This is a genomic window from Paenibacillus senegalimassiliensis, assembly GCF_001486585.1.
GTDB lineage: Bacteria > Bacillota > Bacilli > Paenibacillales > Paenibacillaceae > Fontibacillus > Fontibacillus senegalimassiliensis.
The window spans coordinates 194147-220541 of the sequence record NZ_LN909042.1 but is presented as its reverse complement, the minus strand read 5'-3'; the positions used below and the strand labels follow the sequence as shown (position 1 = coordinate 220541).

Here is a 26395-nt window from a genome sequence, read left to right as displayed (position 1 = left end):
CTATGATGAACCTATCAAAAGTTAAGATAAACGAAAGGAGAATAACGATGGAATGGTCCTGGCTCGCGTTACTGGTGTGCCCGCTTATGATGATTTTCATGATGTTTGGGATGAAGGGGGGGCATGGTCATCAGCATCATGGTAAGAACAAGGAGAGTGAACAAGCCGTTCAGGGGCAGCTTAATGAATTGAAGACACAAAACGACCAATTGAAACAAGAACTCCAACGACTGGCTGAATCTCATACTACGGGAGTTCGTACATCGGAGAATAGATAAAATTCAGGATGACTGGACATTGCACCAACAAGAGTATTATGCTGATGGCAACAGCGCTCTAATGATCAAAGGGGAGAACATCTGTGTCGAAATTACAAGTGCTCATTGTAGATGATGAATGGAATATGCGGAACCTGCTGCGTATTTATTTGACCCGGGAAGCATTTGAAGTCAAAGAAGCGATCAATGGTACAGAGGCACTGGGTATGGCGCTACAATATAACTTCGACGTGATTTTACTGGATTGGATGTTACCCGATATGGATGGAAGTCAGGTATGTAAGAAATTACGTGAGCATACACAAGTCCCCATTATGATGCTCACTGCGCGCTCAGAAACCAAAGACAAGGTATTAGGTCTTGGCCTTGGAGCCGATGATTATTTGACAAAACCCTTTGAATCGGAGGAGCTTCTGGCCCGCATGTACTCGTTAATTCGCCGCTCTTCCATACAGCAGCAAGCACCACGGACCAAATCTATGCTGGACTTCCCTGATCTGAAGATTGACCCCGAAGCGAGAAGTGTCACCGTCCATCACCAACAGGTGGAGTTGACCCAGAAAGAATTTGATTTATTTTTGTTGCTTGCTAGGAGTACCCCCCGTGTGTTCAGCCGAGAAGAGTTGCTGCATCTGGTCTGGCAGGATGTCTATGAAGGGGAGATGCGCGTCATTGACACACATATCAAGAACATTCGCGATAAAATGCAAAGAGCCAAGCTCGGGTATAACCCGATCCAGACCGTTTGGGGTATTGGCTACAAATTCAATGGTTCAACCCACCGCGTATGAGAAGAAGTAAAATTAGTATTCGATTTGGCTCCGTCATTCTGGTTACCATTATGATTGTCATCTCTTTCCTGGGCTTGACCATGGATCGTATGTTCTCCAACTTCTATCGGGCTGAATTACGCACAGAAGTTAGTGAATTGGCTGATCACTTCAGTCTAATGAGTGAAACTCCGGAAATGTTGTCAGAAGAGGTGCTGCTGCAGTTCACTGGATTTTCAACGATCAGTGCCCTTCTAGTATCCGAACAAGGGGATATTCTGGCCAAATCGGGACCCTACAACTTCGCAAACACCTCGTTCATCCTTCCAGATGATAGACAGCGTTTATTTCAGGGACAGACGATCGAGCTAGAATATACAGACAGCGACAAGCAGCAGATGCTTATTGCTGGCAGACCCATTATGGGTGCAGATGGGACGATTCAGTCCGCAGTCTACGTCCTCTCATCAACCGAGCATCTGGAAGAATCCATCCAAGCGGTAAGAAAGGTGTTGCTATTAGCAGGCATCGGTGCCTTCTTCATCGCCATTGGGATGACATGGGTAACCGCTAACCTGTTATCCCGTCCATTAGTAGTCATGGAGCATGCTACCCGAAAAATTGCTGCCGGAGAACTAGAGACCCGGCTGGCATTCAAACGTGATGACGAGATTGGAGCGCTGTCAGATTCCATTAATCATTTGGCTATTGAGCTACAGCGATATCGAGACAATCGGCAAGAATTGTTCGCTAATATCTCCCATGAACTGCGCACCCCGATTACTTATTTGGAAGGATACACCGAAGTGTTAAAGAAACGTCTGTTCGAAACCGACGAAGAACGCAATCATTATCTGGACATCATTCACGAAGAATCGCGCCGATTGCAATATCTGGTTAACGATTTATTCGATCTGGCCAAGATGGAGGAAGGTCAGGTTCAGCTTACCCTGGACTGGATTCAGCTAGGGGAGATTGGTCAACAATCGCTTGATGCCATCAGGCTCAAGGCTTCTGCAAAACAACTGGACATTCATTCAAACATCCACCAGCCTCTTCCCCTGATGTATGGCGACCCGATACGTATCCAACAGATCATCGTCAATTTGCTGGAAAATGCGGTTCGATATACGGAAGTAGGAAGTATCACTTTGCAGATTAGTCAAGTGGGGCACCAACTCCTGCTAGCCGTAGAAGATACGGGCATCGGAATTCCGGAAGCAGAAATCCCCTACATTTTTGAACGTTTTCATCGCGTGGAAAAATCCCGCTCCCGGCAATTCGGCGGTACTGGTCTGGGATTATCCATTACTCAAAAATTAGTGGAACTGCACCACGGAGAACTCAGGGTCTGCAGCAAGGTCGGCCAGGGAACACGAATGGAAATCCGATTTACCTTGAAGCCACAGGGGGAGCAGGCATGAAGAAGTTAGACTGGGTGATCGTTGCCCTCTTGATTTTGATGGGATTGACCTGCCTGTTTTTCTCCGCGTCTTCTTTTCATTCAATAAGATAAAGAAAGAAGGTAAAGAAAGAAACGGCGGTGCCGGACATATGATCTCCGCACCGCCGTTCCATCTCTGGGTTATTTAATTAGCCAATTAGCCCATGTCCAATGTAATATGAGTGGTTCCTGCATCAGGAACCAACGAAATCCCTTGCTCCGTAAGGGTAACCACTGCCCCCGAAACAGCCGCATATTGGTTGATTCCCCGCAGCACAACACTCCAATGACCCGCCATGCTGCCTTGAATAGCAATCGTACTTCCAGATCGGCTGGCCGTTACTTCCAGCGCTACTTCCCCCTTAACAGTCGGCACCATCACAGCCGCTTCGGCCCCGTCCTCCAGCTCGAACAGATGCAAGGTCACGCCATCTGCATAGTCATAGTCCGGACGAGATTCGTCTGCGCCTAGCGGCAGCAGTGTTCCAGGGCGGACGTATAGCGGCAGGCTCATGTATCCATGCTGCTCTTCGCGCCACTGCCCCCCTTGAACCCGCTCGCCTGTGAAGAGATGCGTCCAAGTCCCCTTCGGCAAATAGTATGAGACCTTGCCTTCCGGATGGAAGACAGGCGCTACCAAGAGCGATTCGCCTAGCATATATTGCCGGTCAAGCATAATGCAGGTAGGGTCGTTACTGAATTCCATCACCATAGCTCGCATCGTGGGAATTCCGACCTCGGCCGTTTGCACCGCCTCGGCAAAGATATACGGCATCAACCGGCATTTCCACTTCGTGAAGAAGCGCATAACGTCCACCGCTTCCTCGTCAAAGAACCATGGAACCCGGTAGGAGGTGTTGCCATGCAGCCGACTATGGCTGGAGAACAATCCAAACGCGGTCCAGCGCTTGTACACATCGGCGGAGGAGGTCTCCTCGAAGCCGCCGATATCGTGGCTCCAGAACCCGAAGCCGGACAGGCTGAGCGACAAGCCCCCGCGCAGGCTTTCTGCCATCGAATCGTAGTTGGCATAGCAATCTCCGCCCCAATGCACAGGGAACTTCTGGCTCCCGGCCGTGGCTGAGCGGGCGAAGACCAAAGCCTCTCCCTTGCCCAATTTCTGCTCCAGCACTTCAAACACGACTTTGTTGTATAAATACGTATAGTAATTATGCATCTTCTGCGGATCAGAGCCGTCATAGAAGACTACGTCTGTCGGAATCCGCTCGCCGAAATCCGTTTTGAACGAATCCACGCCAATATCCACCAGTTCTCTTAAATAGCCTTGGAACCAGTCGCAGGCCTCCGGATTGGTAAAATCGACAACGCCCATCCCAGGCTGCCATTTGTCACATTGCCATACGTCACCGCCCGGCTTGCACAGCAGATACCCCTTCTCCATCGCTTCATCAAACAAAATGGATTGCTGGCTGATATAAGGATTAATCCACACGCAAATATGCAGACCCTTCTCCTTCAGCCGTGTTATCATTTCCTTTGGCTCCGGGAACACCTCTTCATCCCATACAAAATCAGTCCAGCGGAACGCCTTCATCCAGAAGCAGTCGAAATGGAAAACATGCAGCGGAATGTCTCGCTCCTTCATCCCGTCCACGAACGAGTTCACCGTAACTTCATCATAATTGGTCGTGAACGAAGTGGTCAGCCACAGGCCGAAGGACCAGGCTGGCGGTAATGCAGGCTTCCCGGTTAACGAGGTGTAACGCTCCAGCGTATGCTTCATGGTTGGCCCGCCGATGACGTAATACTCCAGCGACTGACCCGGCACGCTGAACTGTACCTTGGATACCTTCTCAGAAGCAATTTCATAGGATACAAGTTCAGGCTGATTCACAAATACCCCATACCCCTTGTTGCTGATATAAAAAGGAACATTCTTATACGCCTGCTGCGAGCCGGTTCCCCCGTCATTATTCCACATATCCACACTTTGTCCATTCTTCACGAACGGGGTAAACCGTTCACCAAGTCCATACACGTATTCGCCGATGCCCAGGTCCAGTTGTTCTCTGACATAGGTAGCTCCTGACCTCGCCTCGATATACCCGATAGACCTCTTCGCGCTGCCGGTAATACGTTGCCCGTCGAAGTAAAAGTCAATGGACCAGTCGGCCCCCTGCTGAATAACCACCTTCATGCGGCCGCTCGTCAGTGAAACCTCAGGTTCGCCGACAGAGATGTTCACAGGAACATCCGCATCACGCGACAGTTCGAATTGTGGATTCTTCGCCCGTACGCCTCGATGATGCTCGATCTTCACCCCGATGATATGCTCTTTGGGAGAATGGAAATATAACGTAATCAAGGGTACATCAAGCTGAGCCCTGCGCTTCTCCACCGGCTTCGGAGCGGCATAGACGACGAGGGTATTTCCCTTCTGCTCAGCCGCATGGAAGTACAGCGGGCTAATGATGTCATATTCCTTGGAGATCAACCAGTTACCGTCACTGAATTTCATAATGGTACTCCTTCCTCTGTAAGAAAAACGGACGAGTCCCCCATTTCCCAATGCGGGCCCGTCCGCTGTCTGATCTAGCTTATTTCAACGTATCCCAGCCGACTTTGAATTCGTCCAGCATCTGGTTCATATCATATTTGCCAGCGATATGAGCTTGCGTTGCGGAGGCAAATTCATGAGCAAGACCATCCGGGAATTTCGGTGCATTCAACGTATTGACCTTCCCGGCTTGTGCATAATTCCATACCTCTGCCCCGATATCGCCCATATCCTCTACCGTTGCTTCCATCGTGGAGAAGGCAGGGATGAACTTGAACTTTTTAACGATATATTCCTTGCCGATATCCGAAGTCACGTACCAGTTCAGGAAGATCTTCGCCTCTTCCTTCACCGGGGAATTCTTGTTCACGACCAGGTTCGCCGGTACGCCGACATTCAACTTATCGTTCAACTCCGCATCCTCGCCCAGTGGCATTGGCAATACGCCAAGATTCAAATCCGGGTTAATCTGGTCAATTTGCAATTGAGCCCAGTTGCCCTGCTGCATCATGGCTGCCTTGCCGTTGGCAAATTCCGCAACCTGAGTGTTATAGTCCGTTGTGAGAGAGTTTTTGTTGCCGTATTTGACCGTCAGATCAATCAATTTCACCCATTCCTGGAACTTCGCATTGTCGGTGAACGATTCCGTTCCTTCGTTCAAGCCTTTGATAAATGCATCCGGGTCTGGTTGTTGGGCAAAGGCCGGGTTAATCCCTTGATTCCCGATGATCCACCATTCCTGATAACCGTTGGAGAACGGAGTTACGCCGCTCGCTTCCAGCTTCTGCGCCGCTTCCTCCAGTTGAGAGTAAGTCTTCGGCAATTCCGTAATTCCGGCTTGTTCGAACAAATCCTTGTTGTAAATAAAACCGAAGCCCTCCAGGTTCATGGCCATGCCATACACTTTGCCGTCCAGCGTCATTGGCTCTTTGGCCAAGGGGAGCAAGTCATTCACCCAAGGCTGATCCGACAGGTCCTCCATGCGGTCCAACCATGTCTCCATATCCTTGAACCCACCGTTGGTGAAGATGTCCGGCTCCTCGCCGGAAGCAAACTTCGTCTTCAGGAAGGTGCCGTAATCGCCGCCTACCGTTTGAATCTCAAGCTTGATGTTCGGATGCTCCTTCTCGAACTCCACCTTAAGTTCATTTAACCCTTCCACGATTTCCGTTTTGAGCTGCAAGATTTTAACTGTCTTGATCTCTGCTGGAGCATTTCCACCTTGAGATGCTTCATCCCCGGCGTTGCCTCCATTAGCGGCTTTATTTCCGCCCCCGCAAGCGCTCAGGACAAGTGAAAGCGTTAGCACAGAAGTCAACAAGAACATAAGCCGTTTCATCTTCTTCATGAATAAATTCCCCCTGTAGTTGTTTTACGAGAAGCCAATTCTGTGTTCATTTTGCTTGAGGCTCAGCCCTTGACCGAGCCTGAGGTAATTCCTTCCACGATGTATTTCTGCAAGCTGAGAAAGAACAGTAAAATCGGCGTAATGCCTAGGACCAACGTGGGCAACGCGAGGTCCCACTGCTTGGTGTATTGGCCGAAGAACGCGAAGGTCGCGATTGGAATCGTCCGCAAATGTTGGCTCTGCAAGACGAGTGAAGGTAATAAATAATCATTCCATATCCACAGGCAATTCAGGATAATCACCGTCACCAGCATCGGTTGCAGCAATGGAATAACGATTCTCCAGAAGACGACATAGGGCTTGGCGCCGTCGACCAGAGCCGCCTCTTCCATTTCCAGTGGAATCGATTTGACGAAGCCATGGAGCAAGAAGATCGCCAGTGGTACACCTAACCCGAGATAACACAGGATTAGCCCGGGGATGCTGTTGTTGATGCCCAAGCCCTTGATGACTTGTAGCAGCGGAATCATGATCGATTGAAAAGGAACGACCATCGCGGCAACGAACAGCGTAAATTGAATTCGGTTCAATAAAGTATTGGATCGTACCATCCGGTACGCAGCCATCGCGCTGAACAAGGCAATCAGCAAAATACCTGCTATGGTAATGACCAGCGAATTGCCGAAGGCTTCGGTGAATCGGGTAATTCTCCAGGCGTTGGCATAGTTGCTCCATACCCAGGTCTCCGGCCAAGACGCCGCATTGGTGAGAATGTCCCCCAGCGATTTGACGGAGTTGACCAATAAGAAGTAAAAAGGAGCCATAAAGAGTATTGCGATAACAATCATCACGATTTGCAGCATGACGCGCGGGAAAGCAGAAGACGACTTCATCAGGCCTCCACCTCCTTGCTCTTCGTTAAGCGAACCTGGAACAAGGTGACCGTAGCTACCACGATGAAGAATAACAGCGCCTTCGCCGTGCCTAAGCCGTATTTGTTATTTTGGAACGACTCCACGTAGATGTTCAGGGCCAGTGATTCCGTGGAACGGAAAGGTCCACCCTTGGTCAGGGACAGGTTGAGGTCGAACATCTTGAAGGACCAGGAGATCGTCAAGAACAAGCATACCGTAACCGCCGGCATGATCAAAGGCAAGATGATGCTGCGCAACACCTGCCAACGGCTGGCTCCATCAATGCTGGCAGCCTCCAGCACTTCCCGGGAGACATTGTTGATTGAAGCGATGTAGATGACCATTAAGTAACCGGCTGATTGCCAGACGAACACGATGACAATAGCCCAGAATCCGGTGGGTTCGTCCCCTAGCCAGGGTAGCTGAAAGAAGGCTAGTCCCGTTATTTCGCCGAGTGTAGCAAATCCTTTGACGAAGATAAATTGCCAGATAAAGCCGAGCAACAGACCCCCGATTACGTTGGGCATGAAGAACAGCGTCCGCAATACGTTCCGTCCCTTCAACGGCCGGGTCAGCACATAAGCCAGGCTAAAGCCTACCAGGTTGGTCAGAATGACACTGGCAACGGTGAACCGTACTGTGAACCAAAAGGCTGTCCGAAACGCATTGTCCTGCATAAAGATCGTTCTGAAGTTCTCAAAGCCTACCCAATCAACCTCGCCCGATATGCCGTTCCAATTGGTGAAGGAATAATACATCCCCATCGCAAACGGCACCAGAATAACAAGTATGAAAAATATGGATACAGGACCGGTATAGACCAGTTGCTGTAGGAAAGCCCCCCTTTTCTTTCTACTCATTTGATTTCCCCCATTCCTCTCCAAAACTTGTGCACGCTTTAATTATCTCTATACAAGGAATCGGGGAATACCTGATAATGTGAACTATAAGGTATAAAATATTGATCATAGGCAGGTGGCCTCTTTGAACTGGAGCAGTATCCGTACCAAGCTAATTGTCGGGCTGATTATTGCCGCGCTTGTTCCCAGTGTAGCGACGATGATTATCAGCTATTCCTATACTACCCACTCCCTGAAAGAGCGAGCCGTGCAGGATAATGGGAGCTTACTCTTCCAGGGCAGCGAGAATATCAAGAACTACCTGGAAGAGCTTAACCGCAACTCCCTCTCAGTCTATTCCGATGACTTCTTCTATCGGAGCCTGCCCTACGGGTTCGAGAATATCTCAGCCCGGGGCCAGCAAATGGCCACCCTGCAATCGATGGCCGCCGCCTCCAAGGACGTGCTGCAAATCTATCTCTATGTGGACAAGAAGCGACAAGCAACACTGCTGACCCCCAGCTCGTTAAAACGAATGAGCGATATCGACAGCTACATTCCAGGCAACTGGAGCAACGAGTTGGCGCTTACCCTAAGCTCCCCCCATGCCCCTTACAATTACGGCTTCGACGTTCCGCCTGTTGGCAGTGGGGAACAGAAGGTGCTTACCCTGTACCGCTCGATCAGACAAATTCCTTCGGATAACCGACTGGGACTGTTAGCCATGGACATTCGGCTCGATGCGATCTCTCGCATCAGCAACCAATTGTTCCAAGCCGAGCATGAGAAGCTCTATCTTCTGGACGAGGACGGGTATGTCATTTATTCCGGCGAACCGGAGCGCATCGGTCAGAAATTCACTGCTCCCTGGTACCGTACGCAGGTGATGAACGGGGCTCCCCGGGGCAGCTTTGAAGAGGACAAGCAAATCTTTGTGTACGACACCGTTGATACTGCCTTCAGCAAGTGGCGGCTGGTCAAGCAGATCCCCGCCTCTTATCTGACGCGGGATACCCAGCAGGCGGCAGCAATCAATGTTCTGCTGCTGGCGGCTTCTCTGCTCTTAATCATCGGCATGATTATTCTCATCTCTGTGAGCTTGACCAAGCCCATCAAGCGGCTTGTCTGGTACATGAATCAAATCCAGACTGGACATTTGACGGTAGATATTGAAACAAACCGCAAGGATGAAATCGGGGTGGTGTACCGCCGCTTGAGCAGCATGATGGATACGATCAACAATTTAATTCTTCGCGAATACAAGCTTAAGCTAGCTAATACCACCAATCAGTTGCGGGCGCTACAAGCTCAAGTGAATCCCCATTTTCTGAATAATTCGCTACAATCCATCGGCTCGCTGGCTCTGGAGCATGGGGTCAAGCGAGTATATTCTCTAATCTCTACATTGTCGCGAATGATGCGTTACAGTATGTACAATACGGACGAGCCGGTAGCTCTGGATAAGGAGCTAGAACATGTCAAGGATTACATGGAACTGCAAGCCGAAAGGTTTGACCAAGACTTCAAAGTCCGCTACGATGTGGATAAAACGACGCTCGATGTCCAGGTCCCCAAAATGATTTTGCAACCGCTGGTCGAGAACTACTTCAAGCACGGTCGGGACCCGCTGGAGGAATCCAGCCAGATCATTTTGACCAGCCTCTGGATCGACTCCAGCACCTTGCAATTGACGGTGGAAGATAACGGAAACGGCATGCCTGAGGAAGTTTGGCAGCGCCTTCAACAACGCTTGGAACAAGCTGCGCAAAATCCGGTTGAGGGCTTGTCCGATTCCGCTAGATCAGGAGAGGATGAAGGCGGCATCGGATTAGTGAACGTGATGACCCGACTGAAGCTGTTCTACGGAGAGGATAGCCACTTTGAGGTTGAGAATCTTCAGCCCCATGGCTTCAGGGCCATACTAACGATGAGAGTGGAAGGTGAACCCCAGTGAAGGCCTTGATTGTGGACGATGAGAAGCCGGTACGCAAATCGATTCGGTTGATTGTGGATTGGGAGGCCTATGGTATCTGCCAGGTAGATGAGGCCACTAACGGCCTGGAAGCGATGCAGGTTATCCAGCAAGAGCAGCCTCAAATTGTCCTTATGGACATTCACATGCCCTTGAAGAACGGACTGGACCTGATGGAGTGGCTCCACACCACCGTTCCCGATACGAAGTTCATCGTCATCAGCGGGCATAATGATTTTGAGTTTATGCGGAATACCATCTGGTACAGCGGCATTGATTATATCCTCAAGCCCATTGATGAGAAGATGGTTAATATTGCGGTACAGAAGGCCGTCGCCGCCTGGAAGGAAGAACAGCAGGAGCGCACCGCACTGCTGAGCAAGGACGTATCTGTCAACGAATATCGTCCGGTCTATTCCGAGAAGCTGTTAACCAGCTTAATCGAAGACCCGCGTTCGCAGACCCAGGCGCTCCGGCGTCTCCGGGACCTTGCTGTTTTACCCGAGCAGATCACTACCTTCAGGCCCGCGCTGCTGCAAATTGATGATAGCGATCAAGCCTTATCAGCGAAATTTGGACAGGAGAAGGAACTGCTGGTCTTCACCCTGCTTAATATTTGCAACGAGCTGCTCCGGGAGAGAGAAGCAGGCATCGCCTTCAAGCATTGGGGCACGCAGCAAATTATCGTCCTGCTTCTATGGCGCCACCCCGACGCTTACACAACGCTACTTCAAGAGATTAACCAGGTCTTTGCTCAGATTTTGCAGAGAAATATGCACTTTGGCGTAGGTCCGATTATTCATGACTATGTCGAGCTTCCAGCCGCCTATGAAGCCGGGATGAGAGCATTGCGCTCTCGAAATCTTCTCTTGCTGGGACAGCATATTCATGTGGCTTCGGCTCCCGTCAGTTCCACAGCTACGAACGATGAGGGGCAAGAGCTTGTTCGCTTCGGTGAAGTAGAAGAACACTGGAAGACTGCGCTGCTGAGCGGCCAGTCGGATGTCATTGAACAGGCCGTCTCCAAATGGATGGTGCGACTGCAACAGAACGGACAAATTACGCCCCGCCATCTGGAACAGTGGAATCGGGATATCGAACGGTTCCAGACCCGGATCGCTTACGATACGATAGGCAGTGCAGCCGGAGAATTGTTAGCAGCCATCCCCAAAACGTCTGCACCAAACCCGGATAAGGACATCTTCTCCCTGACAGACTGGAAAGCGTACTGGCAGCAGTCCCTGTTGCGGTTATCTGCCAGCCTGCTATCCACACAAACCTCGGGGCAGAATTTGATGAATGATGTTATTGCTCATATGCAACAGAATTACAACCAGGACCTCTCTCTATACGATATTGCCAAGCGGTTCTTCGTTAGCAGAGAATATATATCGCGCAAATTCAAACAAACCTACGGGACGAATATGTCGGACTATTTGACGAAAATTCGCATCGATCATGCCAAGCAATTGCTACGTAACCCGCAGATGAAGCTGGCGGCCATTGCCGAGATGGTCGGATTCAAGAACGAGAAATATTTCAGCCAGGTGTTCAAAAAGCAAGAAGGAATATCGCCAGGTGAATTCCGCAAACAGCATAAAAAATAAGGGCTGCTTACCCGCGGTATGGGGGACTAGATAAAGAAGCCCCGAGAATGCTGATTTACGGCATTCCTGGGGCTTCTCACGACGATCACGAACGATATATTTTAATTTTAATCCCGAATCTCAATTCGCTTCGACTGTGTCGGCTGCCGTTTGGGCACCTCCAGCCTCAACTTAACGAAATTCCTCTCAAAAGCATTCTTATCGCATTGACATGTAGTTCTGCGTATTCGTCCCCGCTTAAATTGGGAAGTGTAAGGCAAAGTTGCGTTGCTCCAGCCAATGTGGCCATCACTCCAAAGCTTAATGTTTCAATGTCTTCATTAACAAAACAACCTTGGTCAATTCCTCTTTGTAGCAATTGTTTTATAGCGCTATAGGCTATTTCTGTGATCTCTCGTAAAGTAGACAATGATTTGGATTCGTCAGTAAGTAATCTGGCGTACTCTTGCATTGCTTGAATCAGTGGACTTTCACAATCTCTTCCAAATAAATCGGCCATTTCAAGTAATTGTTCGCTGGGAGACGTGGATTGCTCAGCCAAAAGAAAGAACTTTTGTGACATTTCTTCCGTATGCTGGGTAAGCAGTTGAAGAAAAATCACCTCTTTGTTTTTATAATGGTGGTATAAATTTCCCTTGCTCATCTGTGTCAACACACATAAGTCGTCCATAGTAGCCCGATCGTAACCTTTTTTAATGAATAACAACCTTGCATGATGCAAAATAATTGATTTTGCTTCTTCTGCCGGCAATCTCCTTCTGCTCATAAGTTCCTCCCAGCCTTAGGACGGGTTCCTTTTATATTTCATAAATTGAAAAGCACCATATGAGACAACGATAACAAGAATTCCAAAGAATGCAAACCGCATGTCCAGTGTATGTCGGTATACAATATTTTGTAGCCCCATATTTTCCAACGTCGATGTTCCATATCCCCAAATGGATGTATTAAATATGTTAGTTGCAAAATGAATTCCGATGGGCGCTGCCAGACTATTGGTGTGATACGCAACTACCCCCAAAAAAAGTGCCATCAGCAAGTAATACAATGGGCCATATATTCCATAATGAAGCATTTCAGGATTAAAACCATGAAGCAAAGCAAAGAACAGGGACGTGACGAGGATGGACCAAAATACACCGCCTCTCAATGATCTGAACATACGATACATATAGCCTCTAAATAAAATCTCTTCGGCAGCACTTTGGCATAAAACCAATGGAACTGTAACAATAAATACACCTAACCACGAAAGTGGCTGAAAATGAAGTATAAAGGATTGAGGATGCGCGACTATATCAACAAGCAAATACACGATAAGCGCAATAAAATACCACGAAAAATAAACCAAAAACTTTCGATAATCGGGTCTTTTATTTTCAAACAAAAATGTCTTAAAAGGAATTTTGAAGAAATACCTCGTTACCACGAAAACTCCCAGAATCAAGAAAAAAAAGGACAAGTAAAGAATAATCAGATTGGGAAGTCCTGAGCGAGTAGCCGGTATGATGGCTTGAAGTAAATTGAACCATAATAAAGTACCACCCTGCCAGACAATAAAAATGAAGATCAAGCCTGCCACTGATTTAAAGCCAAGTGGAATTGGTGGTTGGAGGCCATATTTCTCTCCCATTGAACTACACCCATCTCTCATTTTAATTACCGACTTATCGGTCGGTAATTAAAATGTACACGACTTTATAGATCTCTGTCAACAGGCATCTATGCCATGGAAAGTCGTATTGATCAGAAAATACCTGAGGAGCTACGAATCAAAAAAGCCCTAATTAACCATTCTTTTCACGGGTTAGAACTACAGATTGCCAGCCTGATATTATGACCTTTCTAATAGACGGTGTGACAATTATTATAATGCCTGTCTAACGAATCATGCTAATATGGGGCAACACAACATTGTGAAATAATACACAAAGGGGCGTTGCATAGTGAAAAAGAGTTTATTTGCAATTCTTATGGTTGGACTTATCATGCTACTCGTCGTTGGTTGCAATCAAGAGAAGCCAGCTAATGAAGGCGCTGCGGCCGCAGGCGGCAAATTTACGCCAGGTACGTACGAAGGCGTGTCGAAGGGACATGGCGGTGAGATTAAGGCCACGGTAACCGTGTCCGCAGACAAAATTGAATCCATCGAGATTACAGCCGATGGTGAGACAGGCAGTATCGGAGATGGAGCTGTCGCTCAGTTGACAGGTGACATCATCAACACCCAAAGCTTGGCGGTCGATGCTGTGTCAGGTGCCAGCGAATCCAGTGCAGGCATTATCGAAGCAGTTACCCTGGCCCTGGAAAAAGCCGGAGCCAATATTAACGATCTGAAAGACCCAGCCAACAAACTAGCTGTTGAAGAAGCCAAGCAAGAAGATCTTGACGTCGATGTGGTCATCGTTGGCTCCGGCGGAGCAGGTCTCTCGGCGGCTATTGAAGCCAAGGAAGCCGGCAAATCCGTTGTTATCCTGGAACAAATGCCAATCATCGGCGGTAATACCAACCGCGCTACCGGCGGTCTTAACGCCGCAGAAACAACGATTCAGGAAGAGAACGGCATCAAGGATTCGAAGCAAACGTTCTATGATGACACGTTAAAAGGCGGTCATAACATTAACGATCCGGAATTGCTTCGCACTCTGGTCGATAATGCACCGGAAGCAATCTATTGGTTGAACGATATGGGCGCAGGCATTTCCCGAGTGTCCTTGTCGGGTGGAGCAACGAATCCAAGAATTCATACTCCGGCAGACGGATCAGCTATTGGTCCAGTCGTTGTAAATGTTCTGTCAGAGAAATTAAAAGAGCTGGGGGTTGATATTCTGCTCAACTCCAAAGCTGTGAAGCTTATCCAACAAGACGGTGCAGTTGTAGGCGTTGAAGCTGTCGACAAAAATGAAAATCCATTTAAGGTCAATGCCAAAGCAGTTATTCTCGCTACCGGCGGTTTTGGAGCCAACAGTGAAATGGTCGTGCAATATCGCCCTGAGCTAGAAGGCTTCTCCACAACGAATCATGCCGGAGCAACCGGTTCAGGGATCGTCATGGCTCAAGAAGCTGGTGCTGATCTGATGCAAATTGAACAAATCCAAATCCACCCTACCACCGATCCTGAATCCGGTTATATGTTCACTGAAGGACTTCGTGGTGATGGTGCAATTCTGGTAAACAAAGAAGCCAAACGCTTTACCAACGAACTGCTTACACGTGACGTGGTATCGCAAAATATCTTGAAGCAAACCGATAAGATGGCTTACTTGATCACAAATCAGGAAATGGTTGATGAGAATGCTTCATTGGCCAAATATATCAAAGAGGGTTACGCAACCAAGGGAGATGACCTTGCCCTGCTGGCTGGCGAGTTGAACCTCGATGCTGCCACTCTGGAAGCTACCCTGAAGACTTATACGCAATTTGTTAAGGACGGTAAGGATACTGAATTCGAGAGAGCTCACTTGACGCAAACCCTTGAAGCAGGCCCTTACTACGCCATCCCTGTAACACCAGGTGTCCACCATACGATGGGTGGCGTGAAGATTGATACCCAAACCCATGTCCTGAATCCTGAAGGACAAGCGATTTCCGGTCTGTATGCAGCCGGTGAAATTGCTGGCGGCGTGCACGGCGGTAACCGTATCGGCGGTAATGCTGTAGCCGACATCATCGTCTTCGGACGTATCGCAGGCCAAACAGCAGCAGCAGAATTGAAATAATTAATACGATATAATCAAGTCCCTCCTCGCAAAAGTGGTTTTTTCCTTTGGTGAGGAGGGGCTTTTTTGTGCTTATTTTACGAGAGTATATCATTGAGCTAACTAGCTAAATTAGAAAATAATTCCATATAAAAACCTATTTTTGTAAAAAATATCATAGTGGGCTTTTCCATAATTTTCATAGAATGAGTATGTAATTAAATTCACAAAGAAGGAAGGTGCCATTATGCAAGTTATGGGATTATTTTGTGATGTAGTGTGCGTAACGGGTTGCGTAGCAGCATGTATTGCAGATACTGTATCCCCGATCGCTGACGTCATTGGGGCCGGTTCCGCGTTTAACGTAGCGAAATCTGCCTAATGTTTATCTATTATCTGCCAAAGGCGCGGCTACGGTCGTGCCTTTGGCGCACTATTAGGAGGTAACGTCCATGCCCCTTTTGTTCGCGACAGAACGCCATGCCTATTTCTACGACGATGCTACGAGACTCGTATTTCCAACCGAAGGTTACGAGAAAGAATATCTGGAACAAATAGAACACGACCATGGAACTTTGGATATGGAAGTTTTAAATAGAGAGCCCCGGCTTCAGGAGTTGTCCCAGAAGATTAAGCAATACGGACTCTTCGTCACGCCCCAGCCGCAGACCCCTGTATTCACTCAAGAACAAATGGAGGAGCGATTACGGAAAGAGGGCATTGCCCATTTATGCTTAACGTTGACTGAAGCCTGCAATTTTCGTTGTAAATATTGCGTGTACTCCGACCATTACGGCCTTAATAGCGGCTATAGCAACGAGCAAATGAGCCTCGATACCGCTAAAGCGGCCGTTGATCTCTATATGAGCAACAATATGGAGAGCATCCAATACAATCCTAACTTGAGCATAAGCATCGGCTTCTACGGTGGAGAACCTTTATTGAATTTCAGCACCATCCAAGGGGTCGTGCAATATGTCGAAGAGAAATACAAATCGTATTTCTCCCGAATGGTATTCTCGGTAACAACGAACGGATATTTGCTGGACCGAAAGAGATTGCAATTTTTACTGGATCATCATTTTGCTATTTCCGTCAGTCTGGACGGTGATCAAGAAGAGCATGACCGGAACCGAATCACCGTCTCAGGCAAACCTACGTTTGATATTGTGTTCAACAATTTACTCATGCTCGATGAGATGTACAGAGAGCAATCCGCCCATAATGATGAAATATATCCCTACTCTCTGTTGATTACCTACGATAACATCAGCGATCTTAGCCGATTGAACAAATTCTTCGCCCAGCACCCTAATCTGGATAGCCGGATTGCGCGGATTACGCGGGTAAAGGATTTGAATTCTGATTATTACAATAATTCAGAGCAAGCAGACAACCTCGTAATCCAGAAACAACAAGCTTCCAAAGACGAGTTCATCGGCCTCGTTAGAGCCGGGCGTCCCCTCACCAACTTTATTCGCAAGTATGTGCAAGGGCTTATCTTTGAGCCCTCTATGAACATCAATTACGCTCATAATCCATTGGGCGGATTGTGTGTTCCTGGCATTAGCAAGTTGACGGTAGATGTTAACGGGCAATTCCATATGTGTGAGAAGATCAGCCCGCAATACCCCATCGGAGATATACATCAAGGATTGAATATGGAGCAACAAACACAAATTCTGAATAAAGGACTATCGGTTATTCGGGAAAAATGTCAGGACTGCAAGGTGAGAAGCCTGTGCAATATCTGTTATGTCACGTTGGAACAAGAAGGTGCTGAATTTGGAATCCCTGAGGGGTATTGTGATTATTTTCAGGACTGGATGAAATCTGCATTCTCCTTGTATTATTCCTTGCTTGAAGAAAACCCGGAATTATCCATATTCTAACAGGGGGTTACACTATGTTTTTTTACCTGCATCGCGAAGTGCTGCACTTACAGGGGCGAACAGCCTCGTTCATCTATAACATGGGTACTGGCAAGAAGGAGCCGCTTAAAGTCTGGCAGAGCGAGATATTAGATCGACTTCAATCCGGCACCTCCATTGAACAACTCAAGGAGGAGGATAACACCGAGAACCTGGACGGCTTTATCCAGTTTCTGTTGCAGCTTGGCCTTGGGCAGCTTTATGAGCAGCAGGTGTATATTCCCAAGATCAGGACGCATGATGCCAAATTTCTGAAGAGCGATACGTTAAGACCCTTTCAATTGAATCGGGCCGTGCTTGAGCTTACGGGAGAATGCAATATGAATTGCCAATTTTGCACGTCCGACAATATCGTCTATCGGTCATGCGGCTGCAAGAAATGGTCAAATACGAATGAACGACTGTCTTTAGAGGATTGGGAGGAAACGATACAGAATATTATACATTTAAGGGTAAAGCAGGTGATTTTTTCTGGAGGGGAACCTTTCTTACGTTGGGATGTGCTGAAGCACCTGATCGAAATTTTGTCGGATCATGGGGTGAAGTGCACCATCATGACGAATGGCACGTTGATCGACGAAGAAATCGGTAAATTTCTGAAGGTACATCGGGTTGATCTCATACTCCAGGTCTTTGAATCCACTTCTGAGGGTTATGCTCAGATTACCGGACAAGCCGCAAGCTTCGATCTATTCCGTACCAGCCTGGAGATTCTGGAGAAATACGATATTCAGCATTATGTTTCGCTGGTTATGACCTCCTTAAATGAGGATCATGCTAGAGAGATGAAGCATTTTTATGCCAACAAACAAACCAGCCTCATGTATCTATATCCGGCAAGCCCCTATTATCCAGACAAGTTGTTATCGCAAATGATGGACCCTACTGAAAGGGAAATGCCCGTTAATATACAAAATTATCAATTGCTTGAGCATTATCATAATTGTCTGCATGGACAAATTTTCATCTCGGCTGATGGCACGTTATACCCCTGCATGATGATGCGCCAGAGCCAAGATCGCTTGGGCAACATTCGTGAAGAGCCACTTTATAAAATATTTAACGAGCAACGCCATAAGAAATATTGGACAACGCCTAAGAAGGACATGCAAGGCTGCGACCAATGCGCACGGAATTTGTTCTGCTTCGATTGTCGGGCTCTCGATTATTATGCTTCCGGCAGCTACGAAGGGACGAAATACTGTAGCGAAATCCATCAAGGTCAGGAGAACAATCATGGGGAAAAATCTAAAGTTGGTATGGAGCTATAGCAAGCATTTCCAGAATAAAATCATGCAGTCCTTTCTGCTGCTCATCGTTATTACGGGGATTGGACTCATCCCCGCCTTTCTGATTCAGAAGGTATTCGATGAGGGGCTGATGAAGGGGCAGTATCGCATCGTTCTGATCTATAGCTCGGCATTGGCTGTAGTCTATCTCGTGAAGAGCGTCCTGAGCTACATATCGACTTATCTGTTTACGCACATGAATCAGAACATCATTTTCAAGATTAGAGAAGAAATTTCCAGGAAGCTGCTCAAGTATCCACTGGACTTCTACAATTTCAAGGAGAGCGGATATATTACGGCCCGACTTAACGAAGTAAATAATTTGAGCGGACTGTTCTCGGCCAATACTTTTAAAATGGTGCTTGGTTTTTTTGAATTTGTAGGCGTGCTTATCATTTTGTTGCTGCAAAGTGTGCCCTTAACCTTGATCATGTGCCTGCTGATTCCTTGCTATTATCTGATCTCTACCAGGCTGATGGGCTCTGTTGCCAAATTTTCAAAAGAAATTGCTGAGAAGAGCGCCCAGCTTAACAGCAAAATTCAGCAGTCCGTAGGCGGTATTGAAGAGGTTAAGAATTTATCGCTAGAAGAGATAGAATCAGAGAAAATTAATGAGATGACTCGCAAATTAATGAAAGCTAACGTCAAGCAAACTTTAAGCTACTCGCTGGGTATGGAAATGATTATTTTCCTGGGCGCCATGGCTACCGTTATTCTGATGTTATCCGGGGGCAAATTGTTCATCGATCAGCAGCTTTCTATCGGTGTATATATGATTTTCCTGAGTTATGTACCCAAGCTGTATACCCCGATTCAGAGCATTACGGGCGCAACCTTAACCCTTCAACCGGCATTGGTAAGCTTGCAAAGACTTAGCTTGTTCCTGGAAGAGACTTTGGAGGATGCTGAGGATGATCATAAGCTGGAGTTGAAGGAAGTTAATGATATTCAGGTCCGTCAGGTGGGTTTTCACTATAAGAATTCACCCTTCCTGTTTCAAAATCTCGAATTCGGCTTGGAACGGACCGATAAATTGATAATCTATGGTGAGAACGGTTCGGGGAAGACCACCTTTTTCCGCTTGCTCATGGGTTTATATAATTGCACGGAAGGGCAAATTCTGCTGAATGGCACCGATATTACGTCCATCTCCCGGAAATCTTTGCGTAAGAATATAGGCATCGTCTCGCAGAAAATCTATCTATTTAATGATACGATTGAGAACAACGTTAAATATGGGGTAGAGCATGTCGATGAAGCCAGGTACAGGGAAGTGGTGGAATTAACCGAGCTTGGCAAAGTGATGGACAAGCTTGGGGGACAGACTATCGGGGAGAACGGGAGCCGGCTCTCGGGTGGGGAAATTCAGCGTATTGCCATTGCCAGAGCCCTGCTGAGAGAATCCAGCGTCCTGCTATTCGACGAAATTGCCGCTCACCTGGATGACGAGACCAAGCGGCTGATGAATGAACTGTTGCAGACCGCACTCAATGACCGTATTTGTATCTTCATCGACCACAGCCATTCCTTTGATATTCTTTGTAACAAGTCCTTGCAGTTAAGCAAGCCAGCCGTGGAGATGGCTCACTCATAGAGCTGTTGGGTGACTTGATACCAGCAAAATGAGCAAGCCTTCGATTCTGTTGTACGAATCGAAGGCTTGTGTTCGTTTATACTCCGACTATCCATCTGCCAGATTTAACGGGAAATCCTCCATATAAAAGTTACTTTTAGAGTAATAACCAGCTATTATAGGGAAATTCTCCATATAATTCGGGCTAAATTACCCATTATAGGCCTGATATGAGGATTTATAGGGAGTTTTTCCAGTTAAATCTCTAAAATTAGCGTTTTCCCACTAATTAGCGGGAGAATTTCCTACTAATGTGCGCTCCCAACAGTATGTAACAATAGGTTGCTGGTGGATGCAGATAAGATGAGACGCTTACTGTCCGCCCTCAGCCGCCAGCGCTGCCTCAATAGCAGCGGCCAATTCCTCGTAGGAGGAGGTCGGCAGTAACTCACCGTTCACCATGAACTGCGGTGTACCATTGACACCGTAGTATCCAGCCGTCTTGAAGTCTTCCTTCACGGCCAGCATGTAGGTACGATCCTGTAAATCCTTGGCGAACCGTTCGTAGTCAATGCCGTCGATATTCTTCTTGACGAAGTCGAGCAGGAATTCAGGCGTAGCCCAAATCTTCGTCTCGTCGCCTTGGTTCGCATATAGCTTTTTCTTGAATTCCCAGAACTTTTCGTTGTTTTGCGCAGCAATCGCTTCACCTGCGCTAGCTGCCATAATGGAATCCCGGTCGATGAATGCATAGTTAGTGAAGAAGAATTCCACCTTCCCGGTATCGATGAACTCTTGCTGGAATTGATCCATGTAAGCCGCTTCCCACTTCATGCAAGCCGGGCATTTGAAGTCGGCGAATTCCATCACCTTGACCTTCGCCTCAGGGTTCCCCAGATGTGGTTGCTTCTCGTATTTTAATCCTTTGGCTTCATAATCGCCCTTAATCTCGGTGTAGTTCGGCAGGTCCTTCAGCGAGGATGCCTCCGATTCCTTCGAATCCTTAAGGAAGAAGAAGGACAGCACAATCACCAACACACCTAACACAATTAGTGATAGCACAAATAGAAAATTGGACTTCCCACTGTTCTTCTCTTGATACTTCGCTGCCTTGCCTTTCGCGGCTGGTTTGCCGCCTTGATTTCTACCCTTGCCTTGGGCCATGCGCGCTCATACCTCCAAATATTGGTGTCGTCCTCATTCTAGCGCATGGCCCCCGGCTAGGGACGTAATGTTAGTCACAACATACTTATAGAGGTTGTTCAAAAAGTCGTCTTCCCAGGACACACACATTTATATTAAGTCTCGCTTAACCGCATCAGTACCGCTTCCCGGGCAGCTTTGCTTAGTCCCTTCAGCACCAGATCATAGGAGTGGTCGATCATAGCTCGCAGGTCGTCCATTGGCAAGCTACCATCGACAACGACGGTGTTCCAATGTTTTTTGTTCAGATGATATCCAGCAGTCACGCAAGCATGCTGCTCCCGAAGATTTTCCGCAATGATCGGATCACATTTCAGCGAGATGGATATTGTAGAGAATTCGCCTGGAACAGGCAGTAACGCAAACATTTTGCCTCCTACCTTCATCACCGCAGTATCGGGTCCGAAGGGATATTCCTCGACTGCTCCTTTTTTGGACAAACAGTATTTTCTCAATTGCTTGTGCACGGACACCTCTCCTAACCTTGTCTTATCTTAGTCATATTCTGGTGTAACTATATCATTTGTTCTAATATTCTGCACAATTACGTGGAGAGCTTCAAAAAAAATGACGGCATCGGGACCATCCCCTGCCGTCATTTTTTGATTACTATTTTCACAGAACAACATGTCTTAAGCCTGCTGCCCTGCTCCAGAGTAACGATACACCGAAGTACCGATCCGTGCGTACACGCCCCGAAGCCCGCGAATGTGATTATAATCGGGATGGATGATTAAATCGAGCAGGTAGGCCGATCTTCGGGCGCCTGGCTTCCGTCGCTGATTGAGGGCACCAATAATCTCTGATGAATTACGAACGCCGATGCCGTGACCGTAGAACAGGTCGTCGCCCAGCACGATGACATTCTCTCCTTGCCATTCGGGCGTCTCGGGGTTATGATCCGGGTTCTTAAAGTACAGGATATCCCCAGGATACACACCTAGTCTCCGGTTACCTTGGGCAAAGCCGAGATCACTGTCGTAGTGCCAATCGAACAGATACAGATCAGTGAAATACGTATTGAATGCGCGGCTTCCAATCTGATCCAGCACAGCCTTGTACATCACAATCATCATGGCCATGGAGCATTCGAAGCCATACAACGGCCCGTTCAGGTAAATGTCCTGAATGGCATCAGAAGGCGCTACACCGCTTCTTAACCGGAAGCCTCCTTCGTCCGTACGCGACCAGTACATTTCGTTACAATGCGATTTGCGATAGACGGCGAACTTGGCTCCACTCTGGTTGAGCGCCAATGCCGACCCTACAATCGATCCCCGTAAGTTCAATTCGAAGAGAAGCTCATCCAGCGAGCTATATCGATGGGGCACCGGACTCCTCTCCATAGCCTGCACAATTTCCTGTTGGAACGGAGGCAAGCTCATTTGCGAGAGCTGGCTCTTGTCGCTCGGTGGCAGAACAATCAACCCATTCCCCTCCTTGTCATGTTAGGGTATTCAGGTTATTGTACGTGCGATCGCCCGGTTTGGTGAACACTCGCCCGGACACCCAAGCCTACTTTTGCAAATGGAAGGGTACGGTCGCGATAACGACGTCCTTATGATTGTACAGGTAAGCTCGTAACACCAGGCTGGACTGGTTGTGCAGCATATTCTGCCACCAATGGCGTGTAATGAATTGCGGAATCAGCACCGTGATATGATCGGTCTCCGAGGTTTTCCACTCCACCGTATCAATAAATTTCATGATGGGCCGAACGATGCTTCTAAAGCTCGATCTCAGCGTAATTAACCGCACTCCCGGATTCCATTCCGCCCATTTCTGCTCCATCCGCTTGATTTCCTCATCATCGAACCCCACATACACAGCTACCACATTATCGGTAAGCGATTTGGCATAACCCAGCGAATTCATGACGACCCGCGTAATACCGGCTACCGGCACCACGATCGTGCTTCCCTTCATCACGGGCTTCTCCACATCCACGGAAATCCGTAGCTGCTGAGCAATATTCTGATAATGGCGGTGAATCTGGAAGAACAGGAACATGACCAGCGGCAGGAAGATAAAGACGACCCACACATGCGAGAACTTGGTGATGACAAAAATAAGCGTAATCCCAAGCGTAGTCAGCATACCTACTGTATTGATAGCCAACCGGAGCACCCAGCCTTTGGGCTTGAGCTTCAGCCAGCGAATCATCATGCCGAGTTGCGACAGAGTGAACGGGATAAATACCCCTACGGCATAAAGAGGAATCAAGCTTTCCGTATTCCCGCCGAAGCCAATCACCAGCAAGGCCGAAGTCACTCCCAGGAAAATAATGCCGTTCGAGAAGCCCAATCGATCCCCGCGCACCATAAAGGCGTGAGGCATATACTTGTCCTTGGCCAGCATGAACGCTAATAACGGAAATGCCGAATATGCCGTGTTAGCTGCGAGAAACAGAATCAACGCGGTAATCCCCTGGATGACGTAGTAAAGTGTACCCCGGCCAAAGGTAGATTCTGCAATTTGTGAAACCACCGTAGCCTGGGGATCGGGCTTGATCCCGTACCAGTAAGCCAATAGGCTAATACCGATAAACATCGTGCATAGGATGACACCCATCATGGCCAGTGTAGCCGCTGCATTATGGGCCGCTGGCTTCTTGAAGTTCGGAATGGCATTGGACACCGCTTCTACCCCGGTCAAGGCCGAGCAGCCGGAACTAAAGGCCTTCAATAGCAGGAACAGGCTGATGTTGGATACCGTAGCCTCTACCTCCGGCGTGGCGGCATGAATACCGCCCATAGCATATTTGACTACTCCAGAACCAATCAGCACGAAGATTGCAATGACAAACAGATATACCGGTACAGCCAGGACAGAGGCCGATTCGGTCACCCCGCGTAAATTCATCAGCGTAAGCAATGTAATCATGATCAGCGCGATCAACACTCGATGATCATGTAATACCGGAAAGGCAGAAATAATCGCATCCGTTCCGGCGGATGAACTCACTGCAACGGTCAGAATGTAGTCTACGAGCAATGAACCACCAGCAAGCAGCCCCGTGGATCGTCCCAGATTATCCATGGCCACGATATAAGCTCCACCCCCGGAGGGATAAGAAAAGATGGTTTGCCGATAAGATAAGATTAGTATGAACAATAGCCCAAGTACGGCAAAGGAAATCGGAATCGAATACCATAGGGCGGAGAATCCCGCCGCCATCAGGACCAGCAGAATCTGCTCAGTCCCGTAGGCCACGGATGACAGTGCATCCGAAGACAGAATAGCCAGCGCCTTCAGCTTACCCAGCTTCTCGCCTTCAATCTCCTTGCTCTTCATCGGTCGCCCAATGAGTACCCGCTTCACTTTGTTTACCATGTTATATCCCCTCTTCTAGCTCCAAGATGCCAATCCAGCCCCAATGACAGCAGAAAAAAGCCGCAGGAAAGTTGGACTTTCCCGCGGCCGCTTCTTTTTAAGAGCATACAGCCACGACAATTCCCTCTTTCGGACGCTTACGGAGTTAGCTGACGGATTCGGGCACGAAAGCAGCCCTACACTGGGTATTGGCCAATGTGCCAACCCAGCGATTCACCCCTGAAACGGGCCAAGCATGGCCCCTTCCGATGGTTCCCCCGTTTCTGAATATCACAGAATTCAGCGATCAGGTATTTGTCATTTAATTACTACTGCTGAATCATACTCCTTCCGTCAGGAGGGTGTAAAGGCAGGTTAAAGGTCAAAAGAAGAAGGATTTGCATCAACTGGATTCAGATAAGCGTTTACACGCTCTCTCCTCGTCGATTATGTCGCACAATCAACGAAATTCACGCTCTTACGCTGATATGTGTTACCACGCTTGGTGGTCTTCCCGTTCCAGCTTCTGATTCAACAGCCGAAATGCCAATTGCAGTTTGTCCTTGGGAACCTCGGCATACCGATCACCTATGCTCACCTCGAAGCTACAGCCGCCGCTGCTGCGTTCCTTGACCATAGGCGTCAGGCCAACGCCCGTCTCCCGGTACACCTCAAGCAGTAACCGCTCCAACTGTTCCTTGGGCAGATCCGCATGAACATGGAACATATTAGATACGGGAACCTCCGGCAGGGTACTCACATGACGGCAACGGTTATAGAGCTGAGCCAATTCCTTGGCCTGCCGATAATATTGCCCCATCTTGCCCACTCTTAAATCATAATAATAATCTGCGCTTAGAAAATAAGGATACAAGCTGATTAAATCTCCGCCGTGGCGCCGTTTCCATATCCTTGACTTGTCCACCCAGTCACGGCCTCCGGCCAAAATGGCTCCGGCAACTCCGCCAAGTCCCTTATAGAACGAAATATACATACTATCGAACAGAGCGCATATCTCCTCCGCAGTTTTTTCATAAAAAGGAAGGATTTCAAAGAGACGCGCTCCATCCAGATGCAGCTTGATTCCCCGCTCCCGGCAATAGGAAGAGATGGCTTCCAATTCGGCAAATGCGGGCAACTGCCCGCCGATCTCCCGCTGTGGCAGCTCCAACAGCAAGCAGGCCACATTCTTGTCTGCCAGACTACGGACATCAGACAGGCGGATAAGGCGATCCGGGGATGCCAACAGCAGCGGCTCGATCCCGTGCAATTCCTTCAGGCCATCCTCTTCATGAATCTCCAAATGGCAGAGGGGATGGTATGCCACGCGCTTCGTTTCCTGCTGATCGCACCATATTCTCAGTGCAATTTGCTGAGCCATTGTACCGCTGGGAAAGAATGCCGCTGCTTCCTTGCCCAACACGCCCGCCATCTTCGCTTCAAAGTCCTCGATGGCCTGTCCCTTCCCATACATATCGCTGTCCAGTCCGCCGCTCACCTTGTCCAAGGCTTGCTTCAACACATCCACATTCCGCTTCCCATGCCCCGGTACTTGGTACACCGTACGCTTGAATGCCTCCAGTAAGGATTTCTTCTCTGCCTTTCCCTGATCGTTAGCCATCGCTTATCTCCTCTCCTGTTCCTATCCACTAATCATTTATGTTTAATTTAAACTTTATTATAGCGAACTCCGATGAAG

General features: G+C 48.2%; 20 protein-coding genes and 1 riboswitch. Of the genes, 9 read left to right on the top strand and 11 right to left on the bottom strand.

The features are described 5' to 3' along the window. Positions 1–47: 47 nt before the first annotated feature. The 3 genes from BN3279_RS03250 to BN3279_RS03240 all read left to right on the top strand — a co-directional run bounded on the left by BN3279_RS03250 (position 48) and on the right by BN3279_RS03240 (position 2472). Entirely contained in the window at positions 48–278 is a 231-nt protein-coding gene (locus BN3279_RS03250; RefSeq protein ID WP_059049213.1) for a DUF2933 domain-containing protein, read from the top strand. Positions 279–361: 83 nt separating this feature from the next. Continuing rightward, positions 362–1069: a response regulator transcription factor gene (locus BN3279_RS03245; protein WP_187377728.1), complete on the top strand. Its 708-nt coding sequence runs from the start codon at positions 362–364 to the stop codon at positions 1067–1069. Further along, a complete protein-coding gene (locus BN3279_RS03240) occupies positions 1066–2472 on the top strand; it encodes a sensor histidine kinase (protein WP_059049212.1) in 1407 nt (468 codons plus the stop codon). The genes BN3279_RS03245 and BN3279_RS03240 overlap by 4 nt, the downstream gene beginning before the upstream one ends. Positions 2473–2649: 177 nt before the next feature. On the opposite strand, the gene yicI is transcribed toward BN3279_RS03240, so the two are convergent. The 4 genes from yicI to BN3279_RS03220 all read right to left on the bottom strand — a co-directional run bounded on the left by yicI (position 2650) and on the right by BN3279_RS03220 (position 8132). Continuing rightward, on the bottom strand, positions 2650–4971 hold the full coding sequence (gene yicI / locus BN3279_RS03235) for an alpha-xylosidase (RefSeq protein WP_059049211.1): 2322 nt from the start codon (positions 4969–4971) through the stop codon (positions 2650–2652). Between the two features lie 79 nt (positions 4972–5050). Then, entirely contained in the window at positions 5051–6349 is a 1299-nt protein-coding gene (locus BN3279_RS03230) for an ABC transporter substrate-binding protein (protein ID WP_059049314.1), read from the bottom strand. Positions 6350–6420: 71 nt separating this feature from the next. Beyond that, entirely contained in the window at positions 6421–7251 is an 831-nt protein-coding gene (locus tag BN3279_RS03225; protein WP_059049210.1) for a carbohydrate ABC transporter permease, read from the bottom strand. Further along, positions 7251–8132, bottom strand: a complete 882-nt coding sequence (locus BN3279_RS03220) for a carbohydrate ABC transporter permease (protein ID WP_059049209.1) — start codon at positions 8130–8132, stop codon at positions 7251–7253. The genes BN3279_RS03225 and BN3279_RS03220 overlap by 1 nt, the downstream gene beginning before the upstream one ends. A gap of 115 nt (positions 8133–8247) precedes the next feature. Here BN3279_RS03220 and BN3279_RS03215 point away from each other — a divergent pair, with 115 nt between their 5' ends. Next, complete coding sequence (locus BN3279_RS03215) at positions 8248–10065, top strand: cache domain-containing sensor histidine kinase (protein ID WP_392396828.1); 1818 nt, start codon at positions 8248–8250, stop codon at positions 10063–10065. Then, positions 10062–11690 carry a response regulator transcription factor gene (locus BN3279_RS03210; protein WP_059049208.1) on the top strand — a complete coding sequence of 543 codons (1629 nt, stop codon included), beginning with the start codon at positions 10062–10064 and terminating at the stop codon, positions 11688–11690. Before BN3279_RS03215 ends, BN3279_RS03210 begins: the two co-directional genes overlap by 4 nt. Positions 11691–11856: 166 nt before the next feature. Here BN3279_RS03210 and BN3279_RS03205 read toward each other — a convergent pair whose 3' ends face one another. Further along, a complete protein-coding gene (locus tag BN3279_RS03205; protein ID WP_059049207.1) occupies positions 11857–12456 on the bottom strand; it encodes a TetR/AcrR family transcriptional regulator in 600 nt (199 codons plus the stop codon). Between the two features lie 15 nt (positions 12457–12471). After that, positions 12472–13323: a CPBP family intramembrane glutamic endopeptidase gene (locus BN3279_RS03200; protein ID WP_232436738.1), complete on the bottom strand. Its 852-nt coding sequence runs from the start codon at positions 13321–13323 to the stop codon at positions 12472–12474. A gap of 313 nt (positions 13324–13636) precedes the next feature. Between BN3279_RS03200 and BN3279_RS03195 the strand changes: the two genes are divergently transcribed. The 4 genes from BN3279_RS03195 to BN3279_RS03180 all read left to right on the top strand — a co-directional run bounded on the left by BN3279_RS03195 (position 13637) and on the right by BN3279_RS03180 (position 20202). After that, a complete protein-coding gene (locus tag BN3279_RS03195) occupies positions 13637–15409 on the top strand; it encodes a flavocytochrome c (protein WP_059049206.1) in 1773 nt (590 codons plus the stop codon). 431 nt (positions 15410–15840) lie between these two features. Beyond that, positions 15841–17280, top strand: a complete 1440-nt coding sequence (locus BN3279_RS03190) for a radical SAM/SPASM domain-containing protein (RefSeq protein ID WP_059049205.1) — start codon at positions 15841–15843, stop codon at positions 17278–17280. A 14-nt stretch (positions 17281–17294) separates the two neighbouring features. Continuing rightward, positions 17295–18590, top strand: a complete 1296-nt coding sequence (locus BN3279_RS03185) for a radical SAM/SPASM domain-containing protein (protein WP_059049204.1) — start codon at positions 17295–17297, stop codon at positions 18588–18590. Then, the gene (locus tag BN3279_RS03180; RefSeq protein WP_059049203.1) at positions 18556–20202 is read left to right on the top strand and encodes an ABC transporter ATP-binding protein; all 1647 of its coding nucleotides are present in this window, start codon (positions 18556–18558) and stop codon (positions 20200–20202) included. Before BN3279_RS03185 ends, BN3279_RS03180 begins: the two co-directional genes overlap by 35 nt. Before the next feature lie 351 nt (positions 20203–20553). Here BN3279_RS03180 and BN3279_RS03175 read toward each other — a convergent pair whose 3' ends face one another. From BN3279_RS03175 to BN3279_RS03155, 5 genes are all read right to left on the bottom strand, one after another. Beyond that, a complete protein-coding gene (locus tag BN3279_RS03175) occupies positions 20554–21345 on the bottom strand; it encodes a DsbA family protein (RefSeq protein ID WP_059049202.1) in 792 nt (263 codons plus the stop codon). A 134-nt stretch (positions 21346–21479) separates the two neighbouring features. Next, complete coding sequence (locus BN3279_RS03170) at positions 21480–21851, bottom strand: MmcQ/YjbR family DNA-binding protein (protein WP_059049201.1); 372 nt, start codon at positions 21849–21851, stop codon at positions 21480–21482. A gap of 165 nt (positions 21852–22016) precedes the next feature. Further along, entirely contained in the window at positions 22017–22811 is a 795-nt protein-coding gene (locus tag BN3279_RS03165) for a protein-glutamine gamma-glutamyltransferase (RefSeq protein ID WP_059049200.1), read from the bottom strand. Between the two features lie 88 nt (positions 22812–22899). Beyond that, complete coding sequence (locus BN3279_RS03160) at positions 22900–24717, bottom strand: APC family permease (protein ID WP_059049199.1); 1818 nt, start codon at positions 24715–24717, stop codon at positions 22900–22902. Between the two features lie 119 nt (positions 24718–24836). Beyond that, a riboswitch (cyclic di-AMP (ydaO/yuaA leader) is annotated at positions 24837–25012 on the bottom strand. A 177-nt stretch (positions 25013–25189) separates the two neighbouring features. Continuing rightward, positions 25190–26317, bottom strand: a complete 1128-nt coding sequence (locus BN3279_RS03155; RefSeq protein ID WP_059049198.1) for a threonine aldolase family protein — start codon at positions 26315–26317, stop codon at positions 25190–25192. Positions 26318–26395 lie beyond the last annotated feature (78 nt).